At 57.4% G+C, this 25,006-nt stretch carries 21 protein-coding genes and 2 pseudogenes; 13 read left to right on the top strand and 10 right to left on the bottom strand.

The window, feature by feature from the left end; all coding sequences use genetic code 11:
- Positions 1-10: 10 nt before the first annotated feature.
- The 3 genes from mlaD to mlaF are packed head-to-tail and all read right to left on the bottom strand — an operon-like array spanning position 11 to position 2,171.
- Positions 11-562 carry an outer membrane lipid asymmetry maintenance protein MlaD gene (gene mlaD / locus WLO32_RS02315; protein WP_435947040.1) on the bottom strand — a complete coding sequence of 184 codons (552 nt, stop codon included), beginning with the start codon at positions 560-562 and terminating at the stop codon, positions 11-13.
- Between the two features lie 4 nt (positions 563-566).
- A complete protein-coding gene (gene mlaE / locus WLO32_RS02310) occupies positions 567-1,349 on the bottom strand; it encodes a lipid asymmetry maintenance ABC transporter permease subunit MlaE (protein ID WP_435947039.1) in 783 nt (260 codons plus the stop codon).
- Positions 1,350-1,355: 6 nt separating this feature from the next.
- Positions 1,356-2,171, bottom strand: coding sequence for a phospholipid ABC transporter ATP-binding protein MlaF (mlaF, locus tag WLO32_RS02305; RefSeq protein WP_435947038.1), 816 nt, complete (start codon positions 2,169-2,171; stop codon positions 1,356-1,358).
- A gap of 227 nt (positions 2,172-2,398) precedes the next feature.
- On the opposite strand from mlaF, the gene WLO32_RS02300 reads away from it, so the two are divergent.
- The 11 genes and pseudogenes from WLO32_RS02300 (at position 2,399) to npr (ending at position 10,346) form a co-directional block, all read left to right on the top strand.
- On the top strand, positions 2,399-3,376 hold the full coding sequence (locus WLO32_RS02300; protein ID WP_435947037.1) for a calcium/sodium antiporter: 978 nt from the start codon (positions 2,399-2,401) through the stop codon (positions 3,374-3,376).
- 17 nt (positions 3,377-3,393) lie between these two features.
- Positions 3,394-4,381 (top strand): annotated as a pseudogene (gene kdsD, locus WLO32_RS02295) (arabinose-5-phosphate isomerase KdsD).
- Between the two features lie 16 nt (positions 4,382-4,397).
- Positions 4,398-4,964 (top strand): 3-deoxy-manno-octulosonate-8-phosphatase KdsC, encoded by a 567-nt coding sequence (kdsC, locus tag WLO32_RS02290; RefSeq protein WP_435947036.1) that lies wholly within the window; start codon positions 4,398-4,400, stop codon positions 4,962-4,964.
- On the top strand, positions 4,961-5,536 hold the full coding sequence (gene lptC, locus WLO32_RS02285; RefSeq protein ID WP_435947035.1) for an LPS export ABC transporter periplasmic protein LptC: 576 nt from the start codon (positions 4,961-4,963) through the stop codon (positions 5,534-5,536). Before kdsC ends, lptC begins: the two co-directional genes overlap by 4 nt.
- Positions 5,505-6,068: a lipopolysaccharide ABC transporter substrate-binding protein LptA gene (gene lptA / locus WLO32_RS02280; protein WP_435947034.1), complete on the top strand. Its 564-nt coding sequence runs from the start codon at positions 5,505-5,507 to the stop codon at positions 6,066-6,068. The genes lptC and lptA overlap by 32 nt, the downstream gene beginning before the upstream one ends.
- A 6-nt stretch (positions 6,069-6,074) precedes the next feature.
- A complete protein-coding gene (gene lptB, locus WLO32_RS02275) occupies positions 6,075-6,800 on the top strand; it encodes an LPS export ABC transporter ATP-binding protein (protein ID WP_435947033.1) in 726 nt (241 codons plus the stop codon).
- 48 nt (positions 6,801-6,848) lie between these two features.
- The gene (gene rpoN / locus WLO32_RS02270) at positions 6,849-8,282 is read left to right on the top strand and encodes an RNA polymerase factor sigma-54 (RefSeq protein ID WP_435947032.1); all 1,434 of its coding nucleotides are present in this window, start codon (positions 6,849-6,851) and stop codon (positions 8,280-8,282) included.
- Between the two features lie 22 nt (positions 8,283-8,304).
- Entirely contained in the window at positions 8,305-8,592 is a 288-nt protein-coding gene (gene hpf / locus WLO32_RS02265; protein ID WP_121266403.1) for a ribosome hibernation promoting factor, read from the top strand.
- Positions 8,593-8,677: 85 nt separating this feature from the next.
- On the top strand, positions 8,678-9,169 hold the full coding sequence (gene ptsN, locus WLO32_RS02260) for a PTS IIA-like nitrogen regulatory protein PtsN (RefSeq protein ID WP_435947031.1): 492 nt from the start codon (positions 8,678-8,680) through the stop codon (positions 9,167-9,169).
- A gap of 53 nt (positions 9,170-9,222) precedes the next feature.
- A complete protein-coding gene (rapZ, locus tag WLO32_RS02255) occupies positions 9,223-10,077 on the top strand; it encodes an RNase adapter RapZ (RefSeq protein WP_121266407.1) in 855 nt (284 codons plus the stop codon).
- The gene (gene npr, locus WLO32_RS02250; protein ID WP_121266409.1) at positions 10,074-10,346 is read left to right on the top strand and encodes a PTS phosphocarrier protein NPr; all 273 of its coding nucleotides are present in this window, start codon (positions 10,074-10,076) and stop codon (positions 10,344-10,346) included. Before rapZ ends, npr begins: the two co-directional genes overlap by 4 nt.
- On the opposite strand, the gene mtgA is transcribed toward npr, so the two are convergent.
- The 4 genes from mtgA to WLO32_RS02230 form a co-directional block, all read right to left on the bottom strand.
- Complete coding sequence (gene mtgA, locus WLO32_RS02245; protein ID WP_435947030.1) at positions 10,347-11,075, bottom strand: monofunctional biosynthetic peptidoglycan transglycosylase; 729 nt, start codon at positions 11,073-11,075, stop codon at positions 10,347-10,349. It abuts the gene before it with no gap.
- Positions 11,072-11,725: an isoprenoid biosynthesis glyoxalase ElbB gene (gene elbB / locus WLO32_RS02240; protein ID WP_435947029.1), complete on the bottom strand. Its 654-nt coding sequence runs from the start codon at positions 11,723-11,725 to the stop codon at positions 11,072-11,074. Before elbB ends, mtgA begins: the two co-directional genes overlap by 4 nt.
- Positions 11,726-11,958: 233 nt before the next feature.
- Positions 11,959-14,304 (bottom strand): aerobic respiration two-component sensor histidine kinase ArcB, encoded by a 2,346-nt coding sequence (gene arcB, locus WLO32_RS02235; RefSeq protein WP_435947028.1) that lies wholly within the window; start codon positions 14,302-14,304, stop codon positions 11,959-11,961.
- Positions 14,305-14,364: 60 nt separating this feature from the next.
- Positions 14,365-15,297, bottom strand: coding sequence for a TIGR01212 family radical SAM protein (locus tag WLO32_RS02230; RefSeq protein ID WP_435947027.1), 933 nt, complete (start codon positions 15,295-15,297; stop codon positions 14,365-14,367).
- A gap of 819 nt (positions 15,298-16,116) precedes the next feature.
- Here WLO32_RS02230 and gltB point away from each other — a divergent pair.
- Both gltB and WLO32_RS02220 read left to right on the top strand, forming a co-directional pair.
- Positions 16,117-20,575, top strand: a pseudogene (gene gltB, locus WLO32_RS02225) (glutamate synthase large subunit).
- Positions 20,576-20,584: 9 nt separating this feature from the next.
- The gene (locus WLO32_RS02220; RefSeq protein WP_435947026.1) at positions 20,585-22,003 is read left to right on the top strand and encodes a glutamate synthase small subunit; all 1,419 of its coding nucleotides are present in this window, start codon (positions 20,585-20,587) and stop codon (positions 22,001-22,003) included.
- 173 nt (positions 22,004-22,176) lie between these two features.
- Here the strand turns inward: WLO32_RS02220 and nanQ are convergent, their stop codons facing one another.
- Genes nanQ through WLO32_RS02205 form a run of 3 tightly spaced genes read right to left on the bottom strand, consistent with a single transcriptional unit; the run spans position 22,177 to position 25,003 of the window.
- The gene (nanQ, locus tag WLO32_RS02215; protein ID WP_435947025.1) at positions 22,177-22,644 is read right to left on the bottom strand and encodes an N-acetylneuraminate anomerase; all 468 of its coding nucleotides are present in this window, start codon (positions 22,642-22,644) and stop codon (positions 22,177-22,179) included.
- Positions 22,641-23,516 (bottom strand): N-acetylmannosamine kinase, encoded by an 876-nt coding sequence (nanK, locus tag WLO32_RS02210; protein ID WP_435947024.1) that lies wholly within the window; start codon positions 23,514-23,516, stop codon positions 22,641-22,643. Before nanK ends, nanQ begins: the two co-directional genes overlap by 4 nt.
- On the bottom strand, positions 23,513-25,003 hold the full coding sequence (locus tag WLO32_RS02205) for an MFS transporter (RefSeq protein ID WP_435947023.1): 1,491 nt from the start codon (positions 25,001-25,003) through the stop codon (positions 23,513-23,515). The genes nanK and WLO32_RS02205 overlap by 4 nt, the downstream gene beginning before the upstream one ends.
- Positions 25,004-25,006 lie beyond the last annotated feature (3 nt).

Raw genomic sequence — 25,006 nt, 5'->3', positions numbered from 1 at the left:
TCCTCTTTGATTAGTTCGTCGTGCCTGACTGCGGCGCTGCTTCATTACTCTGTGCTGGTGCCGGTTGGGCATCCCCGGCGTTCTGCTTATCGCCGTTGCCGCTCTTATACAGGAACTGGCCGATCAGGTCTTCAAGCACCAGCGCTGATTTCGTATCCTGAAGGGTGCCGCCATCCTTAAGGATAGACGAGCCCAGTTCCGGATCGTCAAAACCAAGATTCATCGCAATATATTGCTCGCCCAGCAGGCCGGAGGTGCGAATCGCCAGCGAGCTGGTATCCGGAATATGGTCGTAGCGTTTTTCGATTTCCATCGTCACGCGCGGCAGGTAGGTTTTTTCATCAAGGGAGATGTCGTCCACGCGGCCGATGACCACGCCGCCCAGACGAACGGGTGAACTTACCTTTAAGCCGCCGATATTGTCGAAGGTGGCGTATACACGATAGGTTGGCTCGCTGCGCAGCGAGGTGACGTTGGCCACCTTCAGACACAGGAAGACGACGGCGATAAGCGCCACCAGCAGGAAAGCCCCAACCCAGATTTCAAATTTCTTTGTTTGCATGAACTCAATTCCCAAACATCAGTGCTGTGAGCACAAAATCAAGGCCAAGAACGGCCAGTGAGGCGTGCACAACGGTACGTGTCGTTGCCCGGCTAATCCCTGCGGACGTCGGAATAGCGTCGTAGCCATTGAATAACGCAATCCACGTTACGGTAACGGCGAATACCACGCTTTTAATGACACAGTTTACTAAATCGAGACGCCAGTTAACGGCGTTCTGCATGGCGGACCAGAAGAAGCCGGCGTCAATGCCTTTCCAGTTCACCCCGACCAATGTTCCGCCCCAGATACCGACGGCGACAAAAATCAGGGTAAGCAGCGGCAGTGAAATGACGCCCGCCCAGAAGCGCGGCGAAACGACGCGGCGCAGCGGATCTACGGCCATCATTTCCATGCTGGAAAGCTGCTCCGTGGCGCGCATCAGGCCAATTTCGGCGGTAAGAGCCGACCCCGCGCGCCCGGCGAAGAGCAGCGCTGCAACCACCGGCCCCAGCTCGCGCAGCAGCGAGAGCGCCACCAGCATGCCGAGGCTTGACTCCGCGCTGTAGGTGGTCAGCACCAGGTAGCCCTGCAGGCCGAGCACCATACCGATAAACAGGCCGGAGACGATAATAATCAACATCGACAGCACGCCGACGTTGTAGAGCTGACGCATAAGAAGCGGCGCGTGCTTACGGAATTCCGGTTTCCCTATCAGCGCATTAAAGAGCATCAGCCCGGCACGGCCGAACGAGGCGCAGGTTTTTAAGCCGCGTCGTCCGAACGATGCCAGTGCGTTAAAGAGCATAATCCGCTAACTCCCTGTTTCTGATAATAAATCACTTTGATAGTCCGCGGCGGGATAACGGAACGGCACCGGGCCGTCCGCGATACCGTCGAGGAACTGCCGCACCCGCGGCTCGCGGTTTTCACGCAGCGCTTCAGGGCTGCCTTCAGCCACGATATGCCGGTCGGCGACGATGTAGGCGTAATCGGCGATGCTCAGCACTTCCGGCACGTCGTGGGAAACCACGATGCAGGTCACCCCTAACGCGCTGTTCAGCTCCGAGATCAATTTTACCAGCACGCCCATGGTAATAGGGTCCTGGCCGACGAAAGGCTCGTCGAACATGATGAGATCCGGCTCCAGCGCAATCGCCCGTGCGAGCGCGGCGCGACGCGCCATCCCGCCCGATAGCTCCGACGGCATCAGTTTCGCCGCGCCGCGCAGGCCGACCGCTTCAAGCTTCATCATCACCGTGCTATGTAACAGCGGCTCCGGCAGCCGAAGATGCTCGCGCAGCGGATAGGCGACGTTTTCAAAAACGTTAAGATCGGTGAACAGCGCGCCGGACTGGAACAGCATGCTCATGCGCTTGCGCACGGTAAACAGCCGCGAGCGCGACATAGCCGGAACGTTTTCACCGTCAAAGAGAATTTCGCCGCTGTCCGGCGGAATTTGACCGCCGATCAGACGCAGCAAGGTGGTCTTTCCTATGCCGGAAGGCCCCATAATGGCAGTGATCTTGCCCCGCGGTACGGTCAAAGAAATATTGTCGAAAATGCGCCGCTCGCCGCGGGTAAAACTCACCCCGCGGATGTCGACCAGATTCGTCGCGGTCTGGCTCATCATCCTTCCTTTTAAAGAGTCTGTTGATCAAGCATGGTTAAAACACGGCGGAAACCCATCATTTTTACAGAATATTACCTGCTGCACTTAGCGAAAGCAGGCATTTGTTTTACTTTTCGGACGCATAAAGTCAGAATTAAGAGTGATTGCCACGCTCTTCAGATCTGTACGCAAGCCGGGATTTTCCAGGCCAGGACCGGCGATTATACCTTAATAAAGGATTTTGCATGCTGTTAGCTACGGCTCTGTTAATTATCGGTTTACTCCTGGTGGTCTATGGTGCCGATCGCCTGGTGTTTGCCGCTTCTCTACTCTGTCGCAGTTTCGGCATCCCGCCGTTGATTATCGGCATGACCGTCGTCAGTATCGGCACCTCCCTCCCGGAGATGATAGTGGCGGGCTCGGCGGCCCTGCACGGCCAGCTGGATTTAGCTATCGGCACCGCGCTGGGCTCCAATATTACGAACATCATGCTGATACTCGGGCTCGCGGCGCTTTTGCATCCATTTACCGTGAATTCCGATATCCTGCGCCGCGAATTGCCCCTAATGTTAGTCGTGAGCGCGGTGGCCGGATTATTTCTTTTTAATAATCAGCTAAGCCGCCTCGACGGATTGCTGCTGATCGCAATGGCCGTGTTGTACCTGCTGTTTATCGTGAAGATCGCGCGTCTGGCTGAAAAGCAGGGGCAGGACAGCCTGACGCGGGAGCAGATGGCGGAGCTGCCGCGCGAAGGCAGCCGCTCCGTGGCCTATCTCTGGCTTGCGGTGGCGCTGATCGTTTTGCCGATGGCTACGCGCATGGTTATCGACAACGCCGCCGTGCTTGCGAATTACTTCGGCGTAAGCGAGCTGGTTATCGGCCTGACGATTATCGCGGTCGGCACCAGCCTGCCGGAACTGGCGACAACGATAGCGGGCGCGCGCAAAGGCGAAGACGATATCGCCATCGGCAACATTATCGGTTCGAATATTTTTAATATAGTTTTTGTGCTGGGCATTCCGGCGCTCATCGCCCCGGGCGCCTTCGACCCGCTGGCCTTTGCGCGGGATTACTGGGTAATGTTAGCGGTAAGTGCCATTTTCGCACTACTTTGCTGGCGCAGGCCTCGCTCTATCGGCAAGGCGGCGGGCGGTCTGTTAACATGTGGTTTCATCGTATGGATCGTGATGCTGTGGTTTGTGGCGTCACCAGTCGTTGGATAAAGCGGAAACGGGAATATATGTCACAAGCAGATTTACAGCCGGGTTTTGACTTTCAACAGGCAGGCCGGGACGTCCTGAACATTGAACGTGAAGGTCTGGCGCAGCTCGATCAATACATTAACGCCGACTTCTCGCAGGCCCTGCGAGAAGATCTTCTATTGCACGGGCAAAGTCGTCGTGATGGGCATGGGCAAGTCGGGCCATATCGGTAAAAAAATGGCGGCTACCTTCGCCAGCACCGGCACGCCGGCGTTTTTCGTCCATCCGGGCGAGGCGAGCCACGGCGATCTGGGTATGGTTACCGCGCAGGACGTGGTGATCGCCATTTCCAACTCCGGCGAATCCAACGAAATCCTCGCGCTGATCCCGGTGCTTAAACGCCTGCAGGTGCCGCTGATCTGCATGACGGGCCGTCCCGATAGCGCCATGGGCCGCGCCGCCGATATTCACCTGTGCATCAAAGTGCCGCAGGAAGCCTGTCCGCTGGGGCTGGCGCCGACCTCCAGCACCACGGCCACGCTGGTGATGGGCGATGCGCTTGCGGTGGCGCTGCTTAAGGCCCGCGGCTTTACCCAGCAGGATTTCGCCCTCTCCCATCCGGGCGGCGCGCTGGGACGCAAGCTGCTGTTGCGCGTCAACGACATCATGCACACCGGCGAAGAAATTCCCCACGTCAGCAAAGAGGCTTCCTTACGGGATGCGCTGCTGGAGATTACCCGTAAAAATATGGGCATGACGGTTATCTGCGACGACCTGATGAAAATCGAAGGGATCTTTACCGACGGCGACTTACGCCGGGTCTTTGATATGGGCGTCGATTTGCACACCCTTAACATTGCCGATGTGATGACCGCGGGCGGTATTCGCGTCCGGCCAGGAACCCTTGCGGTAGACGCTTTAAACCTGATGCAGTCCCGCCATATTACTTCAGTGCTGGTTGCCGATGGCGACCAGCTGCTCGGTGTGGTACATATGCACGATATGCTGCGCGCAGGCGTGGTTTAACAAAGGATTAGAATTAATGAGTAACCACGAAGCGTCGCTCGATACCTGCTATGGGCCCGTGAGCGCTCGCGTGATGGAGCGGGCAGCAAAGGTGCGCCTGCTGATTCTGGACGTTGACGGCGTCATGTCAGACGGCCTGATTTTTATGGGCAACAGCGGCGAAGAGCTGAAAGCTTTTAACGTGCGCGACGGCTACGGCATTCGCAGCATTCTTACCTCCGGCATCGAGGTGGCTATTATTACCGGCCGTAAGGCAAAGCTGCTTGAAGACCGCTGCGAAACTTTAGGTATTACCCATCTTTATCAGGGGCAGTCCGATAAGCTGCTGGCTTTTCGCGATCTCCTGGATAAACTCGCCCTGGCGCCGGCTCAGGCGGCGTATGTCGGTGACGATCTTATCGACTGGCCCGTGATGGCTGAATGCGGGCTGAGCGTCGCGGTTGCCGATGCGCATCCGCTGCTGACGCCGCGCGCGGACTACGTGACCCGCATCAACGGCGGTCGCGGCGCCGTACGCGAAGTCTGTGACCTGTTATTACTGGCGCAGGGGAAGCTTGATGAGGCCAAAGGGCTATCCATATGAGTAAAACAAGGCGTTGGGTTATCATCCTGCTGTCGCTTGCAGCCCTGGTGCTGATCGGTATTAATCTGGCCGATAAAGACATGATGGCGCCGGTTACTGTGAACACTAACGAGCCAACCTATAAAAGCGAACACTCCACTACCGTGGTGTACAGCCCTGCGGGGGCGTTAAATTATCGGTTAGTGGCGGAACACGTTGAATATTTTTCAGAAACGGCCATTTCCTGGTTCACCAACCCGGTAATGACGCAGTACGATGAAAATAAAGTTGCCACCTGGTCATTACGTGCAGATCGCGCCAAACTAACTAATGATCGGATGCTGTATCTGTATGGGAATGTTGTACTCACGGCACTGACTCCCGATTCGCAGTTACGCAAAATTACCACAGACAATGCGCAGGTTAACTTGATCACTCAGGATGTCGCGTCTGATGATTTGGTGACGCTGTACGGTACCAGCTTTAACTCCAGCGGCCTGAAAATGCGCGGAAATTTACGCAGCAAAAACGCCGAGCTGATTGAAAAGGTTAGAACATCCTATGAAATCCAGAATAAACAAACTCAGCCTTAACCTGGTGTTAACCAGTACGCTTTTGGCCGCCAGTTTTTCGGCCTTCGCGCTGACCGGCGATACCGAGAAGCCTATTCATATTGAATCAGATCAGCAGTCGCTGGATATGCAGGGCAACGTCGTGACCTTTACCGGCAACGTGGTTGTGACGCAGGGCAGCATCAAGATCAACGCCGATAAAGTCGTGGTGACCCGTCCGGGCGGCGAACAGGGTAAAGAAGTGATTGACGGCTTCGGCAACCCGGCGACGTTTTACCAGATGCAGGACAGCGGCAAGCCCGTAAAAGGCCACGCCTCCACCATGCATTATGAATTGCAAAACGACTTTGTGGTGCTGACCGGCGACGCCTTCCTGGAGCAGCTCGACAGCAACATCAAAGGCGACAAGATCACCTATCTGGTCAAAGAGCAGAAAATGCAGGCCTTTAGCGATAAAGGCAAGCGCGTGACCACTATCCTTGTGCCTTCACAACTGCAGAATAAAGACGGCAAGGCGGCCCCCGCTCCTGCCGCACCGAAAAAGAGTAACTAATTCGTTATGGCAACTTTAATCGCGAAGAACCTCGCCAAGGCCTATAAAGGCCGCCGCGTGGTGGAAGACGTCAGTCTGACCGTTAACTCCGGCGAAATTGTCGGCCTGCTTGGGCCAAACGGCGCGGGGAAAACCACGACTTTCTATATGGTCGTCGGCATCGTGCCGCGTGACGCGGGCAACATCATCATCGATGATGAAGATATCAGCATGCTGCCGCTTCACGCGCGCGCGCGCCGCGGCATCGGCTACCTGCCGCAGGAGGCCTCGATTTTCCGTCGACTGAGCGTGTTTGACAACCTGATGGCGGTCCTGCAAATCCGTGACGATCTCAGCCCGGAACAGCGCGATGATCGCGCCAACGAGCTGATGGAAGAGTTCCACATCGAGCATCTGCGCAACAGCCTCGGCCAGTCCTTGTCCGGCGGCGAGCGTCGTCGCGTGGAAATTGCCCGCGCTTTAGCCGCCAATCCAAAATTTATTCTGCTTGATGAACCTTTTGCCGGGGTCGATCCGATTTCCGTCATCGACATCAAGCGAATCATCGAGCATTTGCGCGACAGCGGGCTCGGGGTGCTGATTACTGACCATAACGTACGCGAAACCCTCGCCGTTTGCGAACGCGCTTATATCGTCAGCCAGGGCCAGCTAATCGCACACGGCACGCCGGGCGAAATCCTGGAAGACGAGCATGTTAAGCGCGTCTATCTGGGCGAAGAGTTCAGACTCTGATAGGGTAGGTAAAATTAACCTGTACATCTGAGGACGTTCGCTCTGAATATGAAGCAAGGTTTGCAACTTCGGCTTAGCCAACAACTTGCTATGACTCCGCAGCTGCAGCAGGCCATTCGTCTGTTGCAGCTGTCGACGCTGGAGCTACAGCAGGAACTTCAACAGGCGCTGGAAAATAATCCACTGCTTGAGCAAACCGACCCGCATGAAGAAATCGACGCTCAGGAAACTCGCGAAAACGAAGCGCTGGACACCCGTGAGGCGCTCGAACAAAAAGAGATGCCTGACGAGCTGCCGCTGGATGCGAGCTGGGATGAAATCTACACTGCGGGAACGCCTTCCGGCACCGGAACCGACTATATCGACGATGAGCTTCCGGTTTATCAGGGCGAAACCACCCAGTCGCTGCAGGACTACCTGATGTGGCAGGTCGAACTGACTCCTTTTACCGACACCGATGCCGCTATCGCCACCTCCATCGTGGATGCCGTTGATGAAACCGGCTATCTCACCGTTACCCTTGAAGAGATTCTGGAAAGCATGGGCGACGATGAGGTGAGCCTTGATGAAGTGGAAGCGGTGCTCAAACGCGTTCAGCGTTTCGATCCCATCGGCGTGGCGGCACGCGATCTGCGCGACTGCCTTCTGATCCAGCTTTCGCAATACGCCAAGGAGACGCCGTGGCTGAACGAGGCCCGGCTGATCGTCAGCGAACATCTGGATCTGCTCGCCAATCACGACTTTCGCAGCCTGATGCGCGTCACGCGGCTGAAAGAAGACGTGCTGAAAGAGGCGATGTGCCTGATTCAGTCTTTGGATCCGCGCCCGGGGCAGTCCATTCAAACCGGCGAGCCGGAATACGTGATTCCTGACGTGCTGGTGCGTAAGGCCCAGGGAAAATGGACCGTCGAGCTCAATTCAGATAGCATTCCACGCCTGAAAATAAACCAGCAGTACGCCGCGCTCGGCACCAGCAGCAGAAGCGACAGCGATTCGCAGTATATCCGCAGCAACCTGCAGGATGCGAAATGGCTGATAAAAAGCCTGGAGAGCCGCAACGATACGCTGCTGCGCGTCAGCCGCTGCATCGTCGAGCAGCAGCAGGGCTTTTTCGAGCACGGCGAAGAACACATGAAGCCCATGGTGCTGGCGGATATCGCGCAGGCGGTGGAAATGCACGAATCCACCATCTCGCGCGTGACGACGCAGAAATATCTGCACAGCCCGCGGGGCATTTTTGAACTGAAGTATTTCTTCTCAAGCCATGTAAACACCGAAAGCGGCGGCGAAGCCTCCTCGACGGCGATACGCGCGCTGGTGAAGAAGTTAATTGCTGCGGAAAACCCCGTGAAACCTCTTAGCGACAGCAAGTTAACGACTATGCTGTCAGATCAGGGGATCATGGTGGCGCGCCGCACTGTTGCGAAGTACCGAGAGTCTTTATCCATACCACCGTCAAATCAGCGTAAGCAGCTGGTCTGACTCAACTGATAAGGAAGACACTATGCAGCTCAACATTACAGGACAAAACGTCGAAATCACGGACGCACTGCGCGATTTTGTGAATGCGAAATTTGCCAAACTGGAGCAGTACTTCGAACGCATTAATCAGGTCTACATCGTATTAAAAGTGGAAAAAGTGACCCACCTTGCGGATGCGACGCTTCACGTAAACGGAGGGGAGCTACATGCCAGCGCCGAAGGCCAGGACATGTACGCGGCCATTGACGGCCTCATCGATAAACTGGCTCGCCAGTTAACTAAACATAAAGATAAACTAAAACAACATTGATAATCCAGGTCTCTGTTTACGCCTCGACGGCTCGTTGTCCCAAGGTCAACGGGCCGTTAGCATAACAGGGTGCTTAGGTGAACTTATGATGAACAACGATTCCGTTCTACAGCTTAGTAACGTCCTTAACCAGGAATGTACCCGAAGTGGCGTCCACTGCCAGAGCAAAAAGCGCGCGCTGGAAATCATCAGCGAGCTGGCTGCAAAGCAGCTTGGCCTGGCGCCGCAGATTGTTTTTGAAGCGGTGCTCACGCGCGAGCGTATGGGAAGTACCGGCATTGGCAACGGTATCGCCATTCCGCACGGGAAGCTTGAAGAAGACACCCTGCGCGCGGTGGGGGTATTTATCCAGCTGGAAACGCCTATCGCTTTCGATGCGATCGATAACCAGCCCGTCGACCTTTTGTTTGCGCTGCTGGTGCCTGCCGACCAGACCAAAACACATTTGCACACCCTGTCGCTGGTGGCAAAGCGCCTGGCGGACAAAACAATCTGCCGCCGCCTGCGCGCGGCGAGCAGTGACGAAGAGCTCTATCAGATCATTACCGATACTGAAAACGGTAATAAAAGTGAATAATCTGGCTGCGGCGTGGCGAATGCCGCGGTTTGCGATGGCGGGGGAATGATGAAATGGTGCTGATGATAGTCAGCGGCCGCTCTGGTTCAGGGAAGTCTGTAGCCTTGCGTGCACTGGAAGATATGGGATTCTACTGTGTGGATAACCTGCCGGTAGTGCTGTTGCCGGATCTGGCGAAAACCCTCGCCGAGCGGCAGATATCCGCAGCGGTCAGTATCGACGTGCGTAACATGCCGGAAAACCCGGAGATCTTTGAACAGGCGATGACCAACCTGCCTGACGCCTTCTCCCCGCAGCTTCTGTTCCTCGATGCGGATCGCAATACCCTGATCCGTCGCTACAGCGACACCCGCCGCCTGCACCCGCTTTCAAGCAAGAATTTGTCGCTGGAAAGCGCCATCGACGAAGAAAGCGACCTGCTTGAACCGCTTAAGTCCCGTGCCGACCTGATTATCGACACCTCTGAAATGTCGGTGCACGAGCTGGCGGAAATGCTGCGCACCCGCCTGCTGGGCAAGCGCGAGCGCGAGCTGACGATGGTCTTTGAGTCCTTCGGCTTTAAGCACGGCATTCCCATTGATGCCGATTACGTTTTCGACGTGCGTTTCCTGCCGAACCCGCACTGGGACCCCAAGCTGCGTCCCATGACCGGCCTGGACCGTCCCGTCGCCGCCTTCCTCGACAGGCACACGGAAGTTCACAATTTTATTTACCAGACCCGCAGCTACCTTGAGCTATGGTTACCCATGCTGGAAACCAACAACCGTAGCTATCTGACCGTCGCCATCGGCTGCACCGGCGGCAAGCATCGCTCCGTTTATATCGCCGAGCAGCTGGCCGACTACTTCCGTTCGCGCGGTAAAAACGTTCAGTCTCGTCACCGTACGCTGGAAAAACGTAAAACATGACCGTAAAGCATACCGTTGAAATCACTAATAAGCTGGGCATGCACGCGCGCCCGGCGATGAAACTGTTTGAGCTGGTGCAAAGCTTCGATGCGGAAGTGATGCTGCGGAATGAAGCGGGAACCGAGGCCGAAGCCAGCAGCGTTATCGCCCTGCTGATGCTGGATTCGGCCAAAGGCGGCCAGATTGAAATCGAGGTCACCGGCCCGCAGGAGGAGCAGGCGCTGGCAGCGGTTGTCGCGCTGTTCAACGCCGGCTTCGACGAAGACTAACTATTTCAGCTTATGCTGCGCCAGGTACGACTCCCCTCCCAGCTGGCGCATCTGCCGTAAAATCCACTGCTGGCGCTGGCTCACGTAGCCGGAAGGCGCGTTCGCCTTAAAGCGAATCGGGTTTGGCAGCACCGCGGCAAGCAAAGCGGCTTCAGACGCGGTCAGGCGGCTGGCCGGCTTGTGGAAATAGCGCTGCGCGGCGGCCTCCACGCCAAACGTCCCTTCGCCGAACTCGGCGACGTTCAGATAAACGGTCAGAATACGGCGTTTCGTCCATACGGCCTCCACCCCGAGCGTAAGCCCGGCCTCCAGCCCTTTTCGCGCCCAGCTACGCCCGTCCCACAAAAAGAGATTCTTCACCGTTTGCTGCGACAGCGTGGAAGCGCCGCGCACGCGGTTCACGTTGCGTTCATTGTAGGAGAGGGCTTTTTCAATGGAGGCCATATCGAACCCCCAGTGCTCGGGGAACTTTTGGTCTTCGGCGGCGATCGCCGCAAGGGGCATCCACGGAGAAATTTCATCCATGCTCACCCAGTCCGAATGCGCTACATAGCCAAAATCGCCCGTCAGCCAGGCGCTGAGCTGGCGCTCGGCCATCACCGCCGAAAACGGCACCGGCAAAAAGCTAAACAGGACGATGCCCGCAAGCCACAGCCCCACAACGGCGAGTACTGCCCGTATAATCCAGCGTCTGATCGAGGTCCAGAGCGCGAAACGCCCTTTCTTCATGCGCTGAGATCCAGTACGCGGGCCACCAGCTTCTCTATGCCGGCAGCCGCTTCGTCAATGCGGGCGGCCAGCATATAAGCAGGCGTTGTCACGACCTTATGCTCTTCGTCGACCACGATGTCATCGACCGGACAGGGAACGTGTTCCGCACCCATCTCTTCAAGAAGCTCGGCCAGATCGATATCCGTGCCAATCGTCAGGCGCACGGGCATATCCAGAATTTTGGGCAACATGGCTGGCGCAATGCACATAAAGCCAATTGGCTTACCCTGCTCATGAAGCGCGCGCGTGAGGCGACGCAGTTCGCCGTCGACCCGGCAGTCGATGCCCTTTGCCGCGAAATTACTGAGGTTCTTAGCCGCGCCGAACCCGCCGGGCACAATCAGCGCGTCAAGCTCGTCGGCGTTAGCTTGCGCCAGCGACGTGACCGCGCCGCGGGCGATACGGGCCGCTTCCGCCAGCACGTTGCGCCCTTCATTCGCCGCCTCGTTAGTAAGATGATTGATAACCTCCGCCTGAGGTTTGTCGGGCGCAAAACAGACGGCCTGCGCTCCCGCACGCGCTATCGCCAGCAGCGTAATCACCGCCTCGTGGATTTCGCTGCCATCGTAGACGCCGCAACCGCTGAGCACCACGCCAACTTTCTTCATCCGGCTTTTCCTTTTGGTCATGCGGCCCTTATTATCAGTCAGGTTAATTTGGCCGCTATGGTTCACACATTTTACTGATTCATGTAACAAACGTTTTAAGATTTGCTATCTTAATTCCTGAGCATCCCGCGAATAACGGGTTGCGCCGCTTGATGACAACTTATAAATATCCGGCGCAATCCACGTTTTCCCTGGTGTTGGCGCAGTGTTCGCGCACCCCGGTTTATCCGGGGTCATTTTTTGGGCGCGTTCGCGACCCAGACCTTCAGAACGTCCACGTCGTGCTGCCACTCCTGCTTGAGCTCTTCAATCCACTCCCCTACGTTATCTGACCATGCGGGCAGATCCGGCGACTGAATTTGCTGGGCCAGCTGCTGCAAATGGCGCAGGCCGACGGACCCGGCGGCGCCTTTGATTTTATGGCCTTCCTCCACCACGCCCTTCTGGTCGCGGGCGGTCATATTCGAGTCCAGAATGCTTAAATAACCCGGCATCATTTTTTCAAACATCGCCAGGCCATCGGTAATCAGCTTCGGCCCGACTAATTCCATGTACTGTTCGAGCATCGGTATATCAAGTAACGCTTGCTGTTTTTCACTATCAACTTGAGTCATTACAGGTTCCTTCTCGTTGTCAGTCTGTTGGTTGTCCCAGAATTTCTGGATAACGGCCATCAGCGCCGGTACCGCAAGCGGCTTGCTCAGGACGTCGTTCATGCCCGCATCCAGATACTCTTTTTTATCTTTCAGGACGTTGGCCGTCAGCGCCACCAGCGGCGGGAGATCGGCTTTGTCGAAGCGGGCGTTGAGCTCGCGAGAAATATCCAGCCCGGTCATATCCGGCAGCTGAATATCCAGCAGCACAAGGTCATATTCGCCCGGCGTGAATTTCTCCAGCGCCTCCTTGCCGGTCATGGCGACGTCAACGCTGTTGCCGAGCTTCTCCAGCACCGAGCGGGCAACGATGACGTTTAGCTCAATATCCTCCACCAGCAGCACGTGCAGCGCCGGCAGCGGCATTTCGTCATCTTCGAAGGTGTCTTCCACTTCTTCCGCCACGCGCGGAGCCTGCACCGTCAGCGTAAACAGCGAGCCTTCGCCCGGCCTGCTGCTGACGGTAATGTCCCCGCCCATGCTTTTCGCCAGGCGGCGCGAAACCGCAAGCCCGATACCGGTGCCGGTGGCGGGTTTGCCGCCCTGGCTGTCTTTTACCTGGTAATACATGGCGAAGATCTTGTCCTGCTCGTCCTGCGGGATCCCGATGCCGGAATCCTGAACTTCAAATCGCAGGCTGCTTTCATCGTAGCGCACGCGTACCGTGACCTGTCCGCCTTTCGGCGTGAACTTCACGGCGTTGCTGATGAGGTTCCAGAGGATCTGGCGCAGGCGCGTACCGTCGGTAACCACCTTATGCGGCAGCGGCAGCGTTGGCTCCATAACGAACGCCAGCCCTTTTTGCTGCGCCTGCAGCCCGGAAAGGTTTTCAAGGTCGGCGAGGAAGCTGGTGAAATCGACCTGCTGGTTATCAAGCTGGACTTTATGACGCTCAAGCTTATCCATATCAATAATATCGTTGAAGATATTGCCAAGCGTAATGGCCGAAACATGGATGGTTTTCAGGTAGTTGGTCTGCTCGGCGTTCAACTCGGTATCCAGCAGGATACGGCTCAGCCCGACGATGCCGTTCAGCGGCGTGCGTAGCTCATGGCTGATGGTGGAGATAAAGGTGGTTTTGTCGCGGCTGGCGCGCTCAAGGGCGTCCTGATAGCGTTTACGCTCTGTGATATCGCGTCCAAAGCCCATCAGTCCGTGGCGCTTGCCTACCCGGTCGTAATACGGCACCTTGCGGATTTCAAAACAGGCTTTGCGCCCGTCCGGATAATCCAGCCACTGTTCGTAGGTCAAAGAAACGTTGTGGCGGAAGACCTTTTCGTCGGTCTCGATAACCTTCAGCGCCGCCTCTGGCGAATAAACGTCCTGCGGCTTCAGGCTGATGAGCTGCTTCTCGCTTTTGCCGGTCAGCAGCTCCATGGCGCGGTTGCAGCCGGAGAACTCTTTGTCTTCGTTGCGGTAGAAGACCAGATCCGGCGAGGCGTCGAGGAAGGAGCGCAGAAACGAGGACTGCTGCTCAAGAAGGATTTGCGTCTCTTCGCGCTCCTGCATCTCTACCTTGAGCTGCTCAAGCATGGTCTGACGTTCGTCTTCCGCTTTCACACGGTCGGCTATCTCCTGATTAAGCTGCGCGATATTGTCCTTAAGCTGCACGTTGAGCTTGAGATCGCGCTCGCGCATCTCCTCGAGCTTTTCAACCAGCCTAGACAGCCGCTGGCGCGACTCCTCGAGCTGTTCGACCACCACGGAAAGAAAATAGACCGCCCAGGGCGTAATCAGCAGGCCGAAAAAGATGGAGCGCACGACGTCTATGCTTTCGACCTGGCCGCGCAGCAGCATGGTGACCGCCATCTGCACAACGATGGCCAGCACCACCAGCGCCGAAGCCAGCAGCAAAGAGAAGCGCACCAGGCCGAGCTTCACCATTAAATCAACGTAATACTGCGCCAGTAACCGGATTTGCTTCATGGAACCTTTCCTTCGCCAACAATGCGCTAAATATACCGCAAAAAAAGATAACGCTCAGAATTACGCGAGTATAGTGGGATCCCACGGCGTTCCGAGAGCCGATCCCTGCGCGCCATGTGCAAGCAGATACCTGTCGATTTCAACCATGCCGGTCCAGCGGTTCTCGCACCACAGCGGCGCAAGCAGCGTCGGGCGGCGAGCGCTGGCGGAAATACGGTGAAAGACGATATCAAGCGGCGTATGGCGAATCATCTCGCCGGCGGTCTGCGTATAGTCTTCCAGTTCAATGGCCTGTAAACGCCCCGCCTGCCAGCTTTTCGCCATGGTGCTGCCGGTGACGATATGCAGAGGGTGGAGCTTGATGCCGTCCACGCCCGTCTCCACGACCTTTTCCAGCGTTTCCATGCAGCGCGCCTGCCCTTCTCCCGGCAAACCGACAATCAGATGGCTGCACACCTTCAGGCCGCGCTGGCGGGCGCGGCGGGTGGTTTCCTGATAGCAGGCGAAGTCGTGGCCGCGGTTGATGCGGCGCAGCGTTTTGTCATGCGCGGTCTGTAAACCCAGCTCCAGCCAGACCTCAAAGCCCTGTTCGCGGTATTCGCTGAGCAAATCCAGCACGCTTTCCGGCACGCAGTCAGGCCGGGTGCCTACGCAAAGGCCGACGATGTTCGCCTGGCTGACCGCCTGCTGGTACATCGAGCGCAGCACCTGTACTTCCGCCCATGTGCTGGTGTAGGCCTGAAAATAGGCGAGATAATGCTGCGCGCGGTTTACCAGCTTCGCCTGTCGGGCGAGCTGCCCGGCGATGGAATGCTGCTGCTGCGTTTCATCGGCAAAGGAGGCGACGTTGCAAAAAGTGCATCCGCCGCGGCCGATGGTGCCGTCGCGATTCGGGCAGCTAAAGCCGCCGTGAAGGGTGAGCTTATGGACTTTATGCCCGTAGCGGCGAGTAAGATCCCCACCAAACATGTTGACTAATTTCTGTAACTGCATAATCTGATGGGCCGGCCCAAAAAGGATAGTAAAGACGTCTGGCAGACCGCGTTGTCCTGCGGATGCTGAGAAGCGCTGAATATTTCTTTGAAAATCTTTTGATTTTCTGGTGTTAGCGCAGACTTTAGAAAACCACGCTTTTCTGAAGCCTGCCCGCAACCCTGGGGCGTAGCCTGCCATTTTCTGCGTTAAAGGGCGATGACCTGGATCAATCGCACTGGCGCAGCTTTACCTATTGAATAATCATTCACAATAAGTGCAACTCTACGCATCCTCCGGATGATTACTTTTCCTTATATTGCCGCCCGTCGTTGAAAGAATATGACGTCCGGTAAAAAACAGTGTCATGCTGCACGCTCACGCCCGATTGCAGCACAACATGCTGGCAATATTGATGATGCCAGCATGGACTGTAATTTTGCCGCCTTGCAGACAGTGAGAGAGATCACATAACCCGATGCGCTCGCTAAGGGTTTAATTGTGAATAAAAAGCCTTAATTCCCTTAATAATCAAAATATTAAATCCCACTTAGCACAAATATGTATAAATAAGAATGCCATTTGACCTGTGTGCGCTTTCCCGATAACTTGGAAATCCGCTGGAAGCTTTCTGGGTGGGTTCTGTGCCCATCATATTTATGCAGTAATTAAGATTCCCTCTAAAGCAAGTCCTCAACACTTGTGACACCGGATGCGTTGGTCTGATGAGGGCGACACGCGAGGTCGGCGTAGAATGCGCAAACCCCGTCGCCATGCCCTTGCTGCGCCCACGCGCAAACGGTATCGGGAATCACGTAGAGCCTGGGGAGGTTCACTGATATGTTGTACGATAAATCCCTTGAGAAGGATAACTGTGGTTTCGGCCTGATCGCCCACATAGAAGGCGAACCTAGCCACAAGGTAGTGCGTACCGCTATTCACGCACTGGCCCGAATGCAGCACCGCGGCGCGATACTCGCCGATGGTAAAACCGGTGACGGTTGCGGCCTGCTGTTACAAAAACCCGATCGTTTCTTCCGCATCGTTGCTGAAGAGCGCGGCTGGCGTTTAGCTAAAAATTATGCCGTCGGCATGATTTTCTTAAGTAAAGACGAAGCGCTGGCTAATGCAAGTCGCCGTATTGTGGAAGAAGAGCTGCAAAACGAAACGCTGTCGATTGTTGGCTGGCGCCAGGTGCCGACCAATGAAGACGTGCTCGGTGAAATCGCCCTCTCCTCAAAGCCCCGCATCGAACAAATTTTTGTTAATGCTCCGGCCGGCTGGCGTCCGCGTGATATGGAACGTCGCCTGTTTATCGCCCGTCGCCGCATTGAGAAACGCATCCAGGATAAAGACTTCTACGTCTGTAGCCTCTCAAACCTGGTAAACATCTATAAAGGTCTGTGTATGCCGGCAGATTTGCCGCGCTTTTACCTGGACCTGGCGGATCTGCGTCTGGAATCGGCCATCTGCCTGTTCCACCAGCGCTTTTCCACCAACACCGTGCCGCGCTGGCCGCTGGCGCAGCCGTTCCGCTATCTGGCGCACAACGGTGAAATCAACACCATCACCGGTAACCGTCAGTGGGCGCGCGCGCGTACCTATAAATTCCAGACCCCGCTGATCCCCGATCTGCACGATGCGGCGCCGTTCGTTAACGAAACCGGCTCTGACTCCAGCTCGATGGATAACATGCTCGAACTGCTGTTGGCAGGCGGCATGGACATCGTGCGCGCCATGCGCCTGCTGGTTCCGCCGGCCTGGCAGAACAACCCGAACATGGATCCGGAGCTGCGCGCCTTCTTTGACTTTAACTCCATGCATATGGAGCCGTGGGACGGCCCCGGCCGGTATCGTTATGTCCGACGGGCGCTTCGCCGCCTGTAACCTGGACCGTAACGGCCTGCGTCCCGCGCGCTACGTTATCACCAAAGACAAGCTCATCACCTGCGCCTCCGAAGTCGGCATCTGGGATTACCAGCCGGACGAAGTGGTGGAAAAAGGCCGCGTCGGCCCGGGCGAGCTGATGGTTATCGACACCCGCGTCGGCCGCATTCTGCACTCCGCGGAAACCGATGACGATCTGAAAAGCCGCCACCCTTATAAAGAGTGGATGGAAAACAACGTTCGTCGCCTGGTGCCGTTTGAAGACCTGCCGGACGAAGAGGTGGGCACCCGCGAGCTGGACGACGATACGCTGGCCAGCTTCCAGAAACAGTTTAACTACAGCAGCGAAGAGCTGGATTCCATCCTGCGCGTGCTGGGTGAAAACGGCCAGGAAGCGGTCGGCTCAATGGGCGACGATACGCCGTTCGCCGTGCTCTCCAGCCAGCCGCGCGTTATTTACGATTACTTCCGCCAGCAGTTTGCGCAGGTCACCAACCCGCCAATCGACCCGCTGCGCGAAGCGCACGTTATGTCCCTTGCCACCAGCATCGGCCGTGAGATGAACGTCTTCTGCGAGGCAGAAGGCCAGGCGCACCGCCTGAGCTTCAAATCGCCGATCCTGCTGTGGTCGGATTTCCAGCAGCTCACCCAGCTGGAAGAAGAGCATTACCGCGCCGACACGCTGGACATCACCTACGATGTGACGGAGAAATCGCTGCACGAAACCGTCAGCGCGCTGTGCGACGAAGCCGAACGCATGGTACGCAGCGGCACCGTTCTGCTGGTGCTGTCTGACCGCAACATCGCTAAAAACCGCCTGCCGGTTCCGGCGCCGATGGCGGTTGGCGCCATCCAGACCCGCCTCGTTGAGAAGAGCCTGCGCTGCGACGCCAACATCATTGTCGAAACCGCAAGCGCGCGCGACCCGCACCACTTCGCGGTGCTGCTGGGCTTCGGCGCGACGGCAATCTACCCGTACCTTGCCTACGAATCGCTGGCAAGGCTCGTGGATACCGGCGCCATCGATAAAAACTACCGCACCGTGATGCAGAACTACCGCAACGGCATCAACAAAGGGCTGTACAAGATCATGTCCAAAATGGGCATCTCGACTATCGCCTCTTACCGCTGCTCGAAGCTGTTTGAAGCCGTGGGCCTGCATAAGGAAGTTTCCGAGCTGTGCTTCCAGGGCGTTGTCAGCCGTATCGGCGGCGCGGGCTTTAACGACTTCCAGCAGGATCTGCTGAACCTCTCTAAACGCGCGTGGCTGGTGCGCAAGCCGCTGGATCAGGGCGGACAGCTGAAGTTCGTCCACGGCGGCGAATATCACGCTTACAACCCGGACGTGGTGCAGACGCTGCAAAAAGCGGTGCAGAGCGGCGAATATCAGGACTACCAGGAATACGCGAAGCTGGTGAACGAGCGTCCGGTGGCAACGCTGCGCGATATGCTCGCGCTCAATCCGCAGGGCGAAAGCGTGCGTATTGAAGAGGTCGAGCCGGCAAGCGAGCTGTTCAAACGCTTCGATACCGCAGCCATGTCCATCGGGGCGCTGAGCCCGGAGGCGCATGAATCCCTGGCGGAAGCGATGAACAGCATCGGCGGAAACTCCAACTCCGGCGAAGGCGGCGAAGATCCTGCGCGTTACGGCACCAACAAAGTGTCCCGCATCAAGCAGGTGGCTTCCGGCCGCTTCGGCGTAACCCCGTCTTATCTGGTCAACGCCGACGTTATCCAGATTAAAGTCGCTCAGGGCGCGAAGCCTGGCGAAGGCGGCCAGCTGCCGGGCGATAAGGTCACGCCGTATATCGCCAAGCTGCGCTATTCCGTTCCGGGCGTTACGCTGATTTCACCTCCGCCGCATCACGATATTTACTCTATCGAAGATCTGGCGCAGCTGATTTTCGATCTGAAACAGGTCAACCCGAAAGCGATGATCTCCGTGAAGCTGGTTTCTGAACCGGGCGTGGGCACCATCGCGACCGGCGTGGCCAAAGCCTATGCGGATCTGATCACTATCGCCGGCTACGACGGCGGTACGGGCGCAAGCCCGCTGTCCTCGGTGAAATACGCGGGCTGTCCGTGGGAGCTGGGGCTGGTCGAAACGCAGCAGGCGCTGGTGGCTAACGGCCTGCGCCACAAAATTCGTCTGCAGGTTGACGGCGGCCTGAAAACCGGCCTCGATATCATCAAAGCGGCGATTCTCGGCGCGGAAAGCTTCGGTTTCGGTACCGGGCCAATGGTTGCGCTGGGCTGTAAATATCTGCGTATCTGCCATCTTAACAACTGCGCGACGGGCGTTGCGACCCAGGACGAGAAGCTGCGTAAGAACCACTATCACGGCCTGCCGTTCCGCGTGACCAACTACTTTGATTTCATTGCTCGCGAAACGCGTGAACTCATGGCGCAGCTGGGCGTAAAACGTCTGGTGGATCTGATTGGCCGTACCGACCTGCTCAAAGAGCTCGACGGTTTTACCGCCAAACAGCAAAACCTGGATCTGTCGAACCTGCTGAAAACGGCCGAGCCGATGCCGGGCAAAGCGGTCTACTGCACCGAGCATAACCCGCCGTTCGATAAAGGCGATCTCAACGCGCAGCTGCTGGCCCAGGCGAAGCCGTATGTGGACGACAGGCAGAGCAAAACGTTCTGGTTTGATATCCGCAATACCGACCGCTCCGTCGGGGCGATGCTCTCCGGCTATATCGCTCAGCACAACGGCGATCAGGGCCTGGCGGCGGATCCGATTAAGGCGCACTTCAGCGGCACCGCGGGCCAGAGCTTCGGCGTATGGAACGCAGGCGGCGTCGAGCTGCACCTGACCGGCGACGCCAACGACTACGTGGGCAAAGGCATGGCGGGCGGTTTGATCTCCCTGCGTCCGCCGGTGGGCTCCGCCTTCCGCAGCCACGAAGCGACGATTATCGGCAACACCTGCCTGTACGGCGCAACCGGCGGCAAGCTGTATGCCGCAGGCCGCGCGGGCGAGCGTTTCGCGGTGCGTAACTCCGGCGCTATTACCGTGGTGGAAGGCATCGGCGATAACGGCTGTGAATACATGACCGGCGGTATCGTCTGCGTGATTGGCAAAACCGGCGTCAACTTCGGCGCGGGCATGACCGGCGGTTTCGCCTACGTGCTCGATGAAGACGGCGATTTCCGTAAGCGCGTTAACCCTGAGCTGGTCGAGCTGCTCAGCGTTGAAGAGCTGGCCATCCACGAAGAGCATCTGCGCGGCATGATTACCGAGCACGTGCAGCTGACGGGTTCCCAGCGCGGCGAAGAGATCCTGGCGAACTGGCCAGCCTTTGCGGCGAAATTCACGCTGGTTAAACCGAAGTCCAGCGATGTCAAAGCATTGTTGGGTCACCGTAGTCGTTCTGCAGCTGAGCTGCGGGTTCAGGCGCAGTAAGAGGTCACGATGAGTCAAAACGTATATCAATTTATCGACTTACAGCGCGTTGATCCGCCAAAGAAACCGCTGAAGATCCGTAAAATTGAATTTGTGGAAATTTACGAGCCGTTCTCAGAAGGCCAGGCCAAGGCGCAGGCAGACCGCTGCCTGTCCTGCGGCAACCCCTACTGTGAATGGAAATGCCCGGTTCATAACTACATTCCAAACTGGCTGAAGCTTGCCAACGAAGGGCGCATTATCGAAGCGGCTGAACTGTCGCACCAGACCAACAGCCTGCCGGAAGTGTGCGGCCGCGTTTGCCCGCAGGACCGTCTGTGCGAAGGTTCCTGCACCCTGAATGATGAGTTCGGCGCGGTCACCATCGGCAACATCGAGCGCTATATCAACGATAAAGCGATTGAGATGGGCTGGAAGCCGGATCTGACCGGCGTGAGGCAAACCGGCAAACGCGTGGCGATTATCGGCGCGGGCCCGGCGGGCCTGGCCTGTGCGGACGTGCTGGCGCGTAACGGCGTGAAAGCGGTGGTTTACGATCGTCACCCGGAAATCGGCGGCCTGCTGACCTTCGGTATCCCGGCGTTCAAACTGGAAAAAGAGGTGATGACCAAGCGCCGCGAGATTTTCAGCGGCATGGGCATCGAGTTCAAGCTCAACACCGAAGTGGGACGCGACGTACAGATCGACGATCTGCTCAACGAGTTTGATTCCGTATTCCTCGGCGTGGGCACCTATCAGTCCATGCGCGGCGGTTTAGAGAATGAAGATGCGCCGGGCGTGTTCGACGCCCTGCCGTTCCTCATTGCGAACACCAAGCAGATCATGGGCTTTGGTGATTCCCCCGAAGAGCCGTATGTGAACATGGAAGGCAAACGCGTTGTGGTGCTGGGCGGCGGCGATACCGCGATGGACTGCGTGCGCACCTCCGTTCGCCAGGGCGCAACGCACGTTATCTGCGCCTACCGCCGTGACGAAGAGAACATGCCGGGCTCGCGCCGCGAAGTAAAAAACGCGCGGGAAGAAGGCGTGGAGTTCCAGTTCAACGTGCAGCCGCTGGGCGTGGAGATTAATGCTAACGGCAAAGTGTCGGGCGTGAAGTTTGTCCGCACTGAACTGGGCGCGCCGGATGCTAACGGCCGTCGCCGTCCTGAAATCGTGGCGGGCTCGGAGCACGTGGTTCCTGCCGATGCGGTTGTGATGGCGTTTGGTTTCCGTCCGCACAGCATGCAGTGGCTGGAAAAACACAGCGTTGAGCTGGACAGCCAGGGGCGTATTATCGCGCCGGAAGGCAGCGAAAACGCGTTCCAGACCAGCAACCCGAAAATCTTCGCCGGCGGCGACGCGGTGCGTGGTTCCGACCTGGTGGTGACGGCAATTGCCGAAGGCCGCAAAGCGGCTGATGGGATCCTGAACTTCCTTGAAGTGTAATTAGCGTCGGGTGGCGCTCGCGCTTACCCGACCTACGGGAATATGCTTGTTGTTGCGTCGGGTGACACTCGCGCTTACCCGACCTACGGGAACGTTTAAAGCGTAGGGTGGATAAGCGTCAGCGCCATCCACCAAATTGTTAAGCCCGGAGGCGTCATCGCCTCCGGGCTTTTTTATGCTTCCAGCGCGCTGCGATGCAGCTTTATCACCACTTTCTTTAACGGCCCGGGCGAATCAACCACGCAGCCGGGCTTGTGTGGCTCCAGCGGCATAAACACGGCGAACTGGCCGGGTCGAAGCGTCAGCGCCTGTTCGTTTTCAATACGGCGGCAAAGCTGATAATCCTCATCCACATGAAGTTCCTCACCTTCCCGCGCGCTTTCAAAAAATCCGTAATAGATCCGCTCCCGTCCCTTTAACAGCACCTGAATATCAATGTACTCCCGATGCTGCTCCGCTTTTTTCGCATCCGGCGGCTGGGTGGAAAATTCCATAACGTTCATAAACAGCGTCTCGCCCCGCAGGGGATAGCTGCCCGGCGCCATATGCTCCGGTTTGTGCGCAAGCGCCAGACGAATGGCGTTAATCAGCGGCTCGGGTAGCCCTGCGGATTCAGGGTAAAGACTCTCTCCGGTAATCATGACATAACTTCCTGTGCTAACAGCGCGGCCCCAAGCAGGCCCGCATTATGTTGATGGCGAGCGGCCAGCAGCCGGCTACGATAGGTTGCCGGCTCCTCGTTAAGAAAGGTGCGGACCAGTTCCAGGTAGCCTTCGCTCAGGCCAACGCTGCCGCCGATGACCACGCACCGGCAGTCCGTTGCCGCCTTAATATCGGCAATCAGGCGCGCCAGGGTTTGCGCCGAACGCTGCCTTAGCGCATTGGCCTGAGGATGTCCCTGAGCCGCCCTGACAAAAATCGCTTTTGCGTCGCTTCCCGCCAAATCGCCCTTTGCCGCCGCCGCAATACCACGGCCTGAAGCTATAGCCTCTACGCAGCCGATGCGCCCGCAGCCGCAGCGCGGGCCGTTTGGATCCGCAAGGGTGTGGCCGAGATGACCGGCAAGCCCGCCCGCTCCGACCAGCAGCCGGCCATTGCTGACGATGCCGCCGCCGACGCCGGTCGAGACCGTCAGAAATACCATGTCGTTGATATCTTCGCGCAGCGGGTGATATTCCGCCCAGGCAGCCGCCTGGGCATCGTTGACGGCGATGCACGGAAGCCGGGTCAGGCGCGTGACGACCTCAACCAGCGGGAAGCGGGCAAGGCCGCCGAGATTTTCGGGGTTAATAGCGTTCAGCACGCCGTCCTGAATAATGCCGGTCGAGGCAATGGCTACACGCTGCGCGCGAGACGCAAAGGGTGCGACCACTTCCGCCAGACAGGCCTGCAAAGCTTCCTGCGTTTTGCTGGCGGGCGTCGCCGCTTCGCATCTGTCGATAATGTGCATGTTCTTATCGATCAGCGCGGCGGCAAGCTTGGTGCCGCCAAGGTCAATGGCAAGCGTCGTCATTTCACCGCCTTGTGCACTAAAGCGCTTTTGCTGCCCGCGCGCACCGCGCCGCTAAAAGGCTTGCCGTCAATGGCGTCGTGGGTGCGCAAGGCTTCAGGGTGGATCCAGCGCTGAACGCGCGATGGCATATCAAGCCCGATAAGCAGGATGACGACAAAGGTCAGGCTGAATGAGAGCGAGCCCAAAGCGGTTCCCAGGTCCAGCCGCTGGGCGATGGTGGCGCCGATAACCGGCGCCAGCGCGCCGCCGAGAGCGCCGACGTTGTAGGTAAAGCCTAACCCCGCCGCCCGCTGCTCGGTATCGAAATAGCCGCCGATGAGTTTTGGCAGGATGCCCGAAATCCCCTGGCCAAGCATTTGCTGGAAGAACAGCAGCAGCCCCAGCACCCAGATATTTCCGCCGCCGATGGCGAACACGGGCACGATCAGCAGCTGGGAGACCAGCAGGCTGCAAACGTAGGCTTTGCGCGTGCCCAGCCAGTCGCCAAGGAAGCCGCCCACGCAGCATCCTACCGCCGCGCCAAAGCCGCTAAAGAAGAGTACGTGGGCGACGGTGGTGGGATCGTAGGCCAGCTCGGTTTTCAGATAGGTCGGCAGTAGCGCCTGAATCGGCCATGAATAGAGGAAGGCGAAGAGCACCACGAACATAAGGGTGACGCCCGTCGGCCAGCGTTTACCGCTGCTTTGCACCATAAAGCTGATGAATACGGCGGCGCAGATAAGCCCCAGTACGGCGATGACGGCCGCATTGCCCACGTCGCCCGCAAAGCAGAAGTAGAGCGCCGTCGCCACCACGGCAGTCAGGCCCATATTGATAATCCGGTGTTCGCCGCGATAAAGAATATCGACCATGGTTTTAACCGGCTTTTTATCGGCGAACTTCTCGTGCCAGTCTTCCGCCTCGGGGATATTTTTACGCAGCCAGAGCGCGAAAATAATAGGCACAATGCCGATGAAAAACAGCGCGCGCCAGCCCCATTCGGGCACCACTACGCTGTAGACCTGCGCCGCCAGCACGGCGCCGACGGAGAAACCTGAGATTAAGAAGCCGCTGGCCTTGTTACGCAGATGCTTTGGCCAGCTTTCAATGACGTAGGTCGCGCTGGAGCCATATTCGCCGGCCATTCCCATGCCGATAACCAGGCGGGCGATAAACATGGTGGTAAAACCTGGCGCGAAACCGCAGGCCAGGGTGCCGACGGAAAACAGGACGATGCTGGCGATCATCGCAAGCTTACGCCCGTAGCGATCGCCCATCGCGCCCAGCACCAGGCCGCCAAACCAGCGGGAAATAAACGCCGCAGAGATCAGGCTTGCGGCCTGTACGGTGGTCAGGCCAAATTCACTTTGTATTTCAGTCAACACTAACGCTATCAGGACAAAATCAAAACCATCCAGCAGGTAGCCAATCCAGGCTGCGGAAAATGCCTTCCATTGCGGCTTAGTTAAATGGCGATACCAGGGGATCTGTTGGGCAGTGTTATTCATAAA

It is taken from the genome of Dryocola mayonis (assembly GCF_051307045.1).
Lineage (GTDB): Bacteria > Pseudomonadota > Gammaproteobacteria > Enterobacterales > Enterobacteriaceae > Dryocola.
The sequence above is the reverse complement of the archived record's forward strand: the minus strand, read 5'-3'. Positions and strand labels throughout refer to the sequence as shown.

What these genes read in the sequence shown, in the direction of transcription:
- mlaD (WP_435947040.1), bottom strand. Translation starts at nt 562, where the DNA reads ATGCAAACAAAGAAATTTGAAATCTGGGTTGGGGCTTTCCTGCTGGTG.
- mlaE (WP_435947039.1), bottom strand. Translation starts at nt 1,349, where the DNA reads ATGCTCTTTAACGCACTGGCATCGTTCGGACGACGCGGCTTAAAAACC.
- mlaF (WP_435947038.1), bottom strand. Translation starts at nt 2,171, where the DNA reads ATGAGCCAGACCGCGACGAATCTGGTCGACATCCGCGGGGTGAGTTTT.
- WLO32_RS02300 (WP_435947037.1), top strand. Translation starts at nt 2,399, where the DNA reads ATGCTGTTAGCTACGGCTCTGTTAATTATCGGTTTACTCCTGGTGGTC.
- kdsC (WP_435947036.1), top strand. Translation starts at nt 4,398, where the DNA reads ATGAGTAACCACGAAGCGTCGCTCGATACCTGCTATGGGCCCGTGAGC.
- lptC (WP_435947035.1), top strand. Translation starts at nt 4,961, where the DNA reads ATGAGTAAAACAAGGCGTTGGGTTATCATCCTGCTGTCGCTTGCAGCC.
- lptA (WP_435947034.1), top strand. Translation starts at nt 5,505, where the DNA reads ATGAAATCCAGAATAAACAAACTCAGCCTTAACCTGGTGTTAACCAGT.
- lptB (WP_435947033.1), top strand. Translation starts at nt 6,075, where the DNA reads ATGGCAACTTTAATCGCGAAGAACCTCGCCAAGGCCTATAAAGGCCGC.
- rpoN (WP_435947032.1), top strand. Translation starts at nt 6,849, where the DNA reads ATGAAGCAAGGTTTGCAACTTCGGCTTAGCCAACAACTTGCTATGACT.
- hpf (WP_121266403.1), top strand. Translation starts at nt 8,305, where the DNA reads ATGCAGCTCAACATTACAGGACAAAACGTCGAAATCACGGACGCACTG.
- ptsN (WP_435947031.1), top strand. Translation starts at nt 8,678, where the DNA reads ATGATGAACAACGATTCCGTTCTACAGCTTAGTAACGTCCTTAACCAG.
- rapZ (WP_121266407.1), top strand. Translation starts at nt 9,223, where the DNA reads ATGGTGCTGATGATAGTCAGCGGCCGCTCTGGTTCAGGGAAGTCTGTA.
- npr (WP_121266409.1), top strand. Translation starts at nt 10,074, where the DNA reads ATGACCGTAAAGCATACCGTTGAAATCACTAATAAGCTGGGCATGCAC.
- mtgA (WP_435947030.1), bottom strand. Translation starts at nt 11,075, where the DNA reads ATGAAGAAAGGGCGTTTCGCGCTCTGGACCTCGATCAGACGCTGGATT.
- elbB (WP_435947029.1), bottom strand. Translation starts at nt 11,725, where the DNA reads ATGAAGAAAGTTGGCGTGGTGCTCAGCGGTTGCGGCGTCTACGATGGC.
- arcB (WP_435947028.1), bottom strand. Translation starts at nt 14,304, where the DNA reads ATGAAGCAAATCCGGTTACTGGCGCAGTATTACGTTGATTTAATGGTG.
- WLO32_RS02230 (WP_435947027.1), bottom strand. Translation starts at nt 15,297, where the DNA reads ATGCAGTTACAGAAATTAGTCAACATGTTTGGTGGGGATCTTACTCGC.
- WLO32_RS02220 (WP_435947026.1), top strand. Translation starts at nt 20,585, where the DNA reads ATGAGTCAAAACGTATATCAATTTATCGACTTACAGCGCGTTGATCCG.
- nanQ (WP_435947025.1), bottom strand. Translation starts at nt 22,644, where the DNA reads ATGATTACCGGAGAGAGTCTTTACCCTGAATCCGCAGGGCTACCCGAG.
- nanK (WP_435947024.1), bottom strand. Translation starts at nt 23,516, where the DNA reads ATGACGACGCTTGCCATTGACCTTGGCGGCACCAAGCTTGCCGCCGCG.
- WLO32_RS02205 (WP_435947023.1), bottom strand. Translation starts at nt 25,003, where the DNA reads ATGAATAACACTGCCCAACAGATCCCCTGGTATCGCCATTTAACTAAG.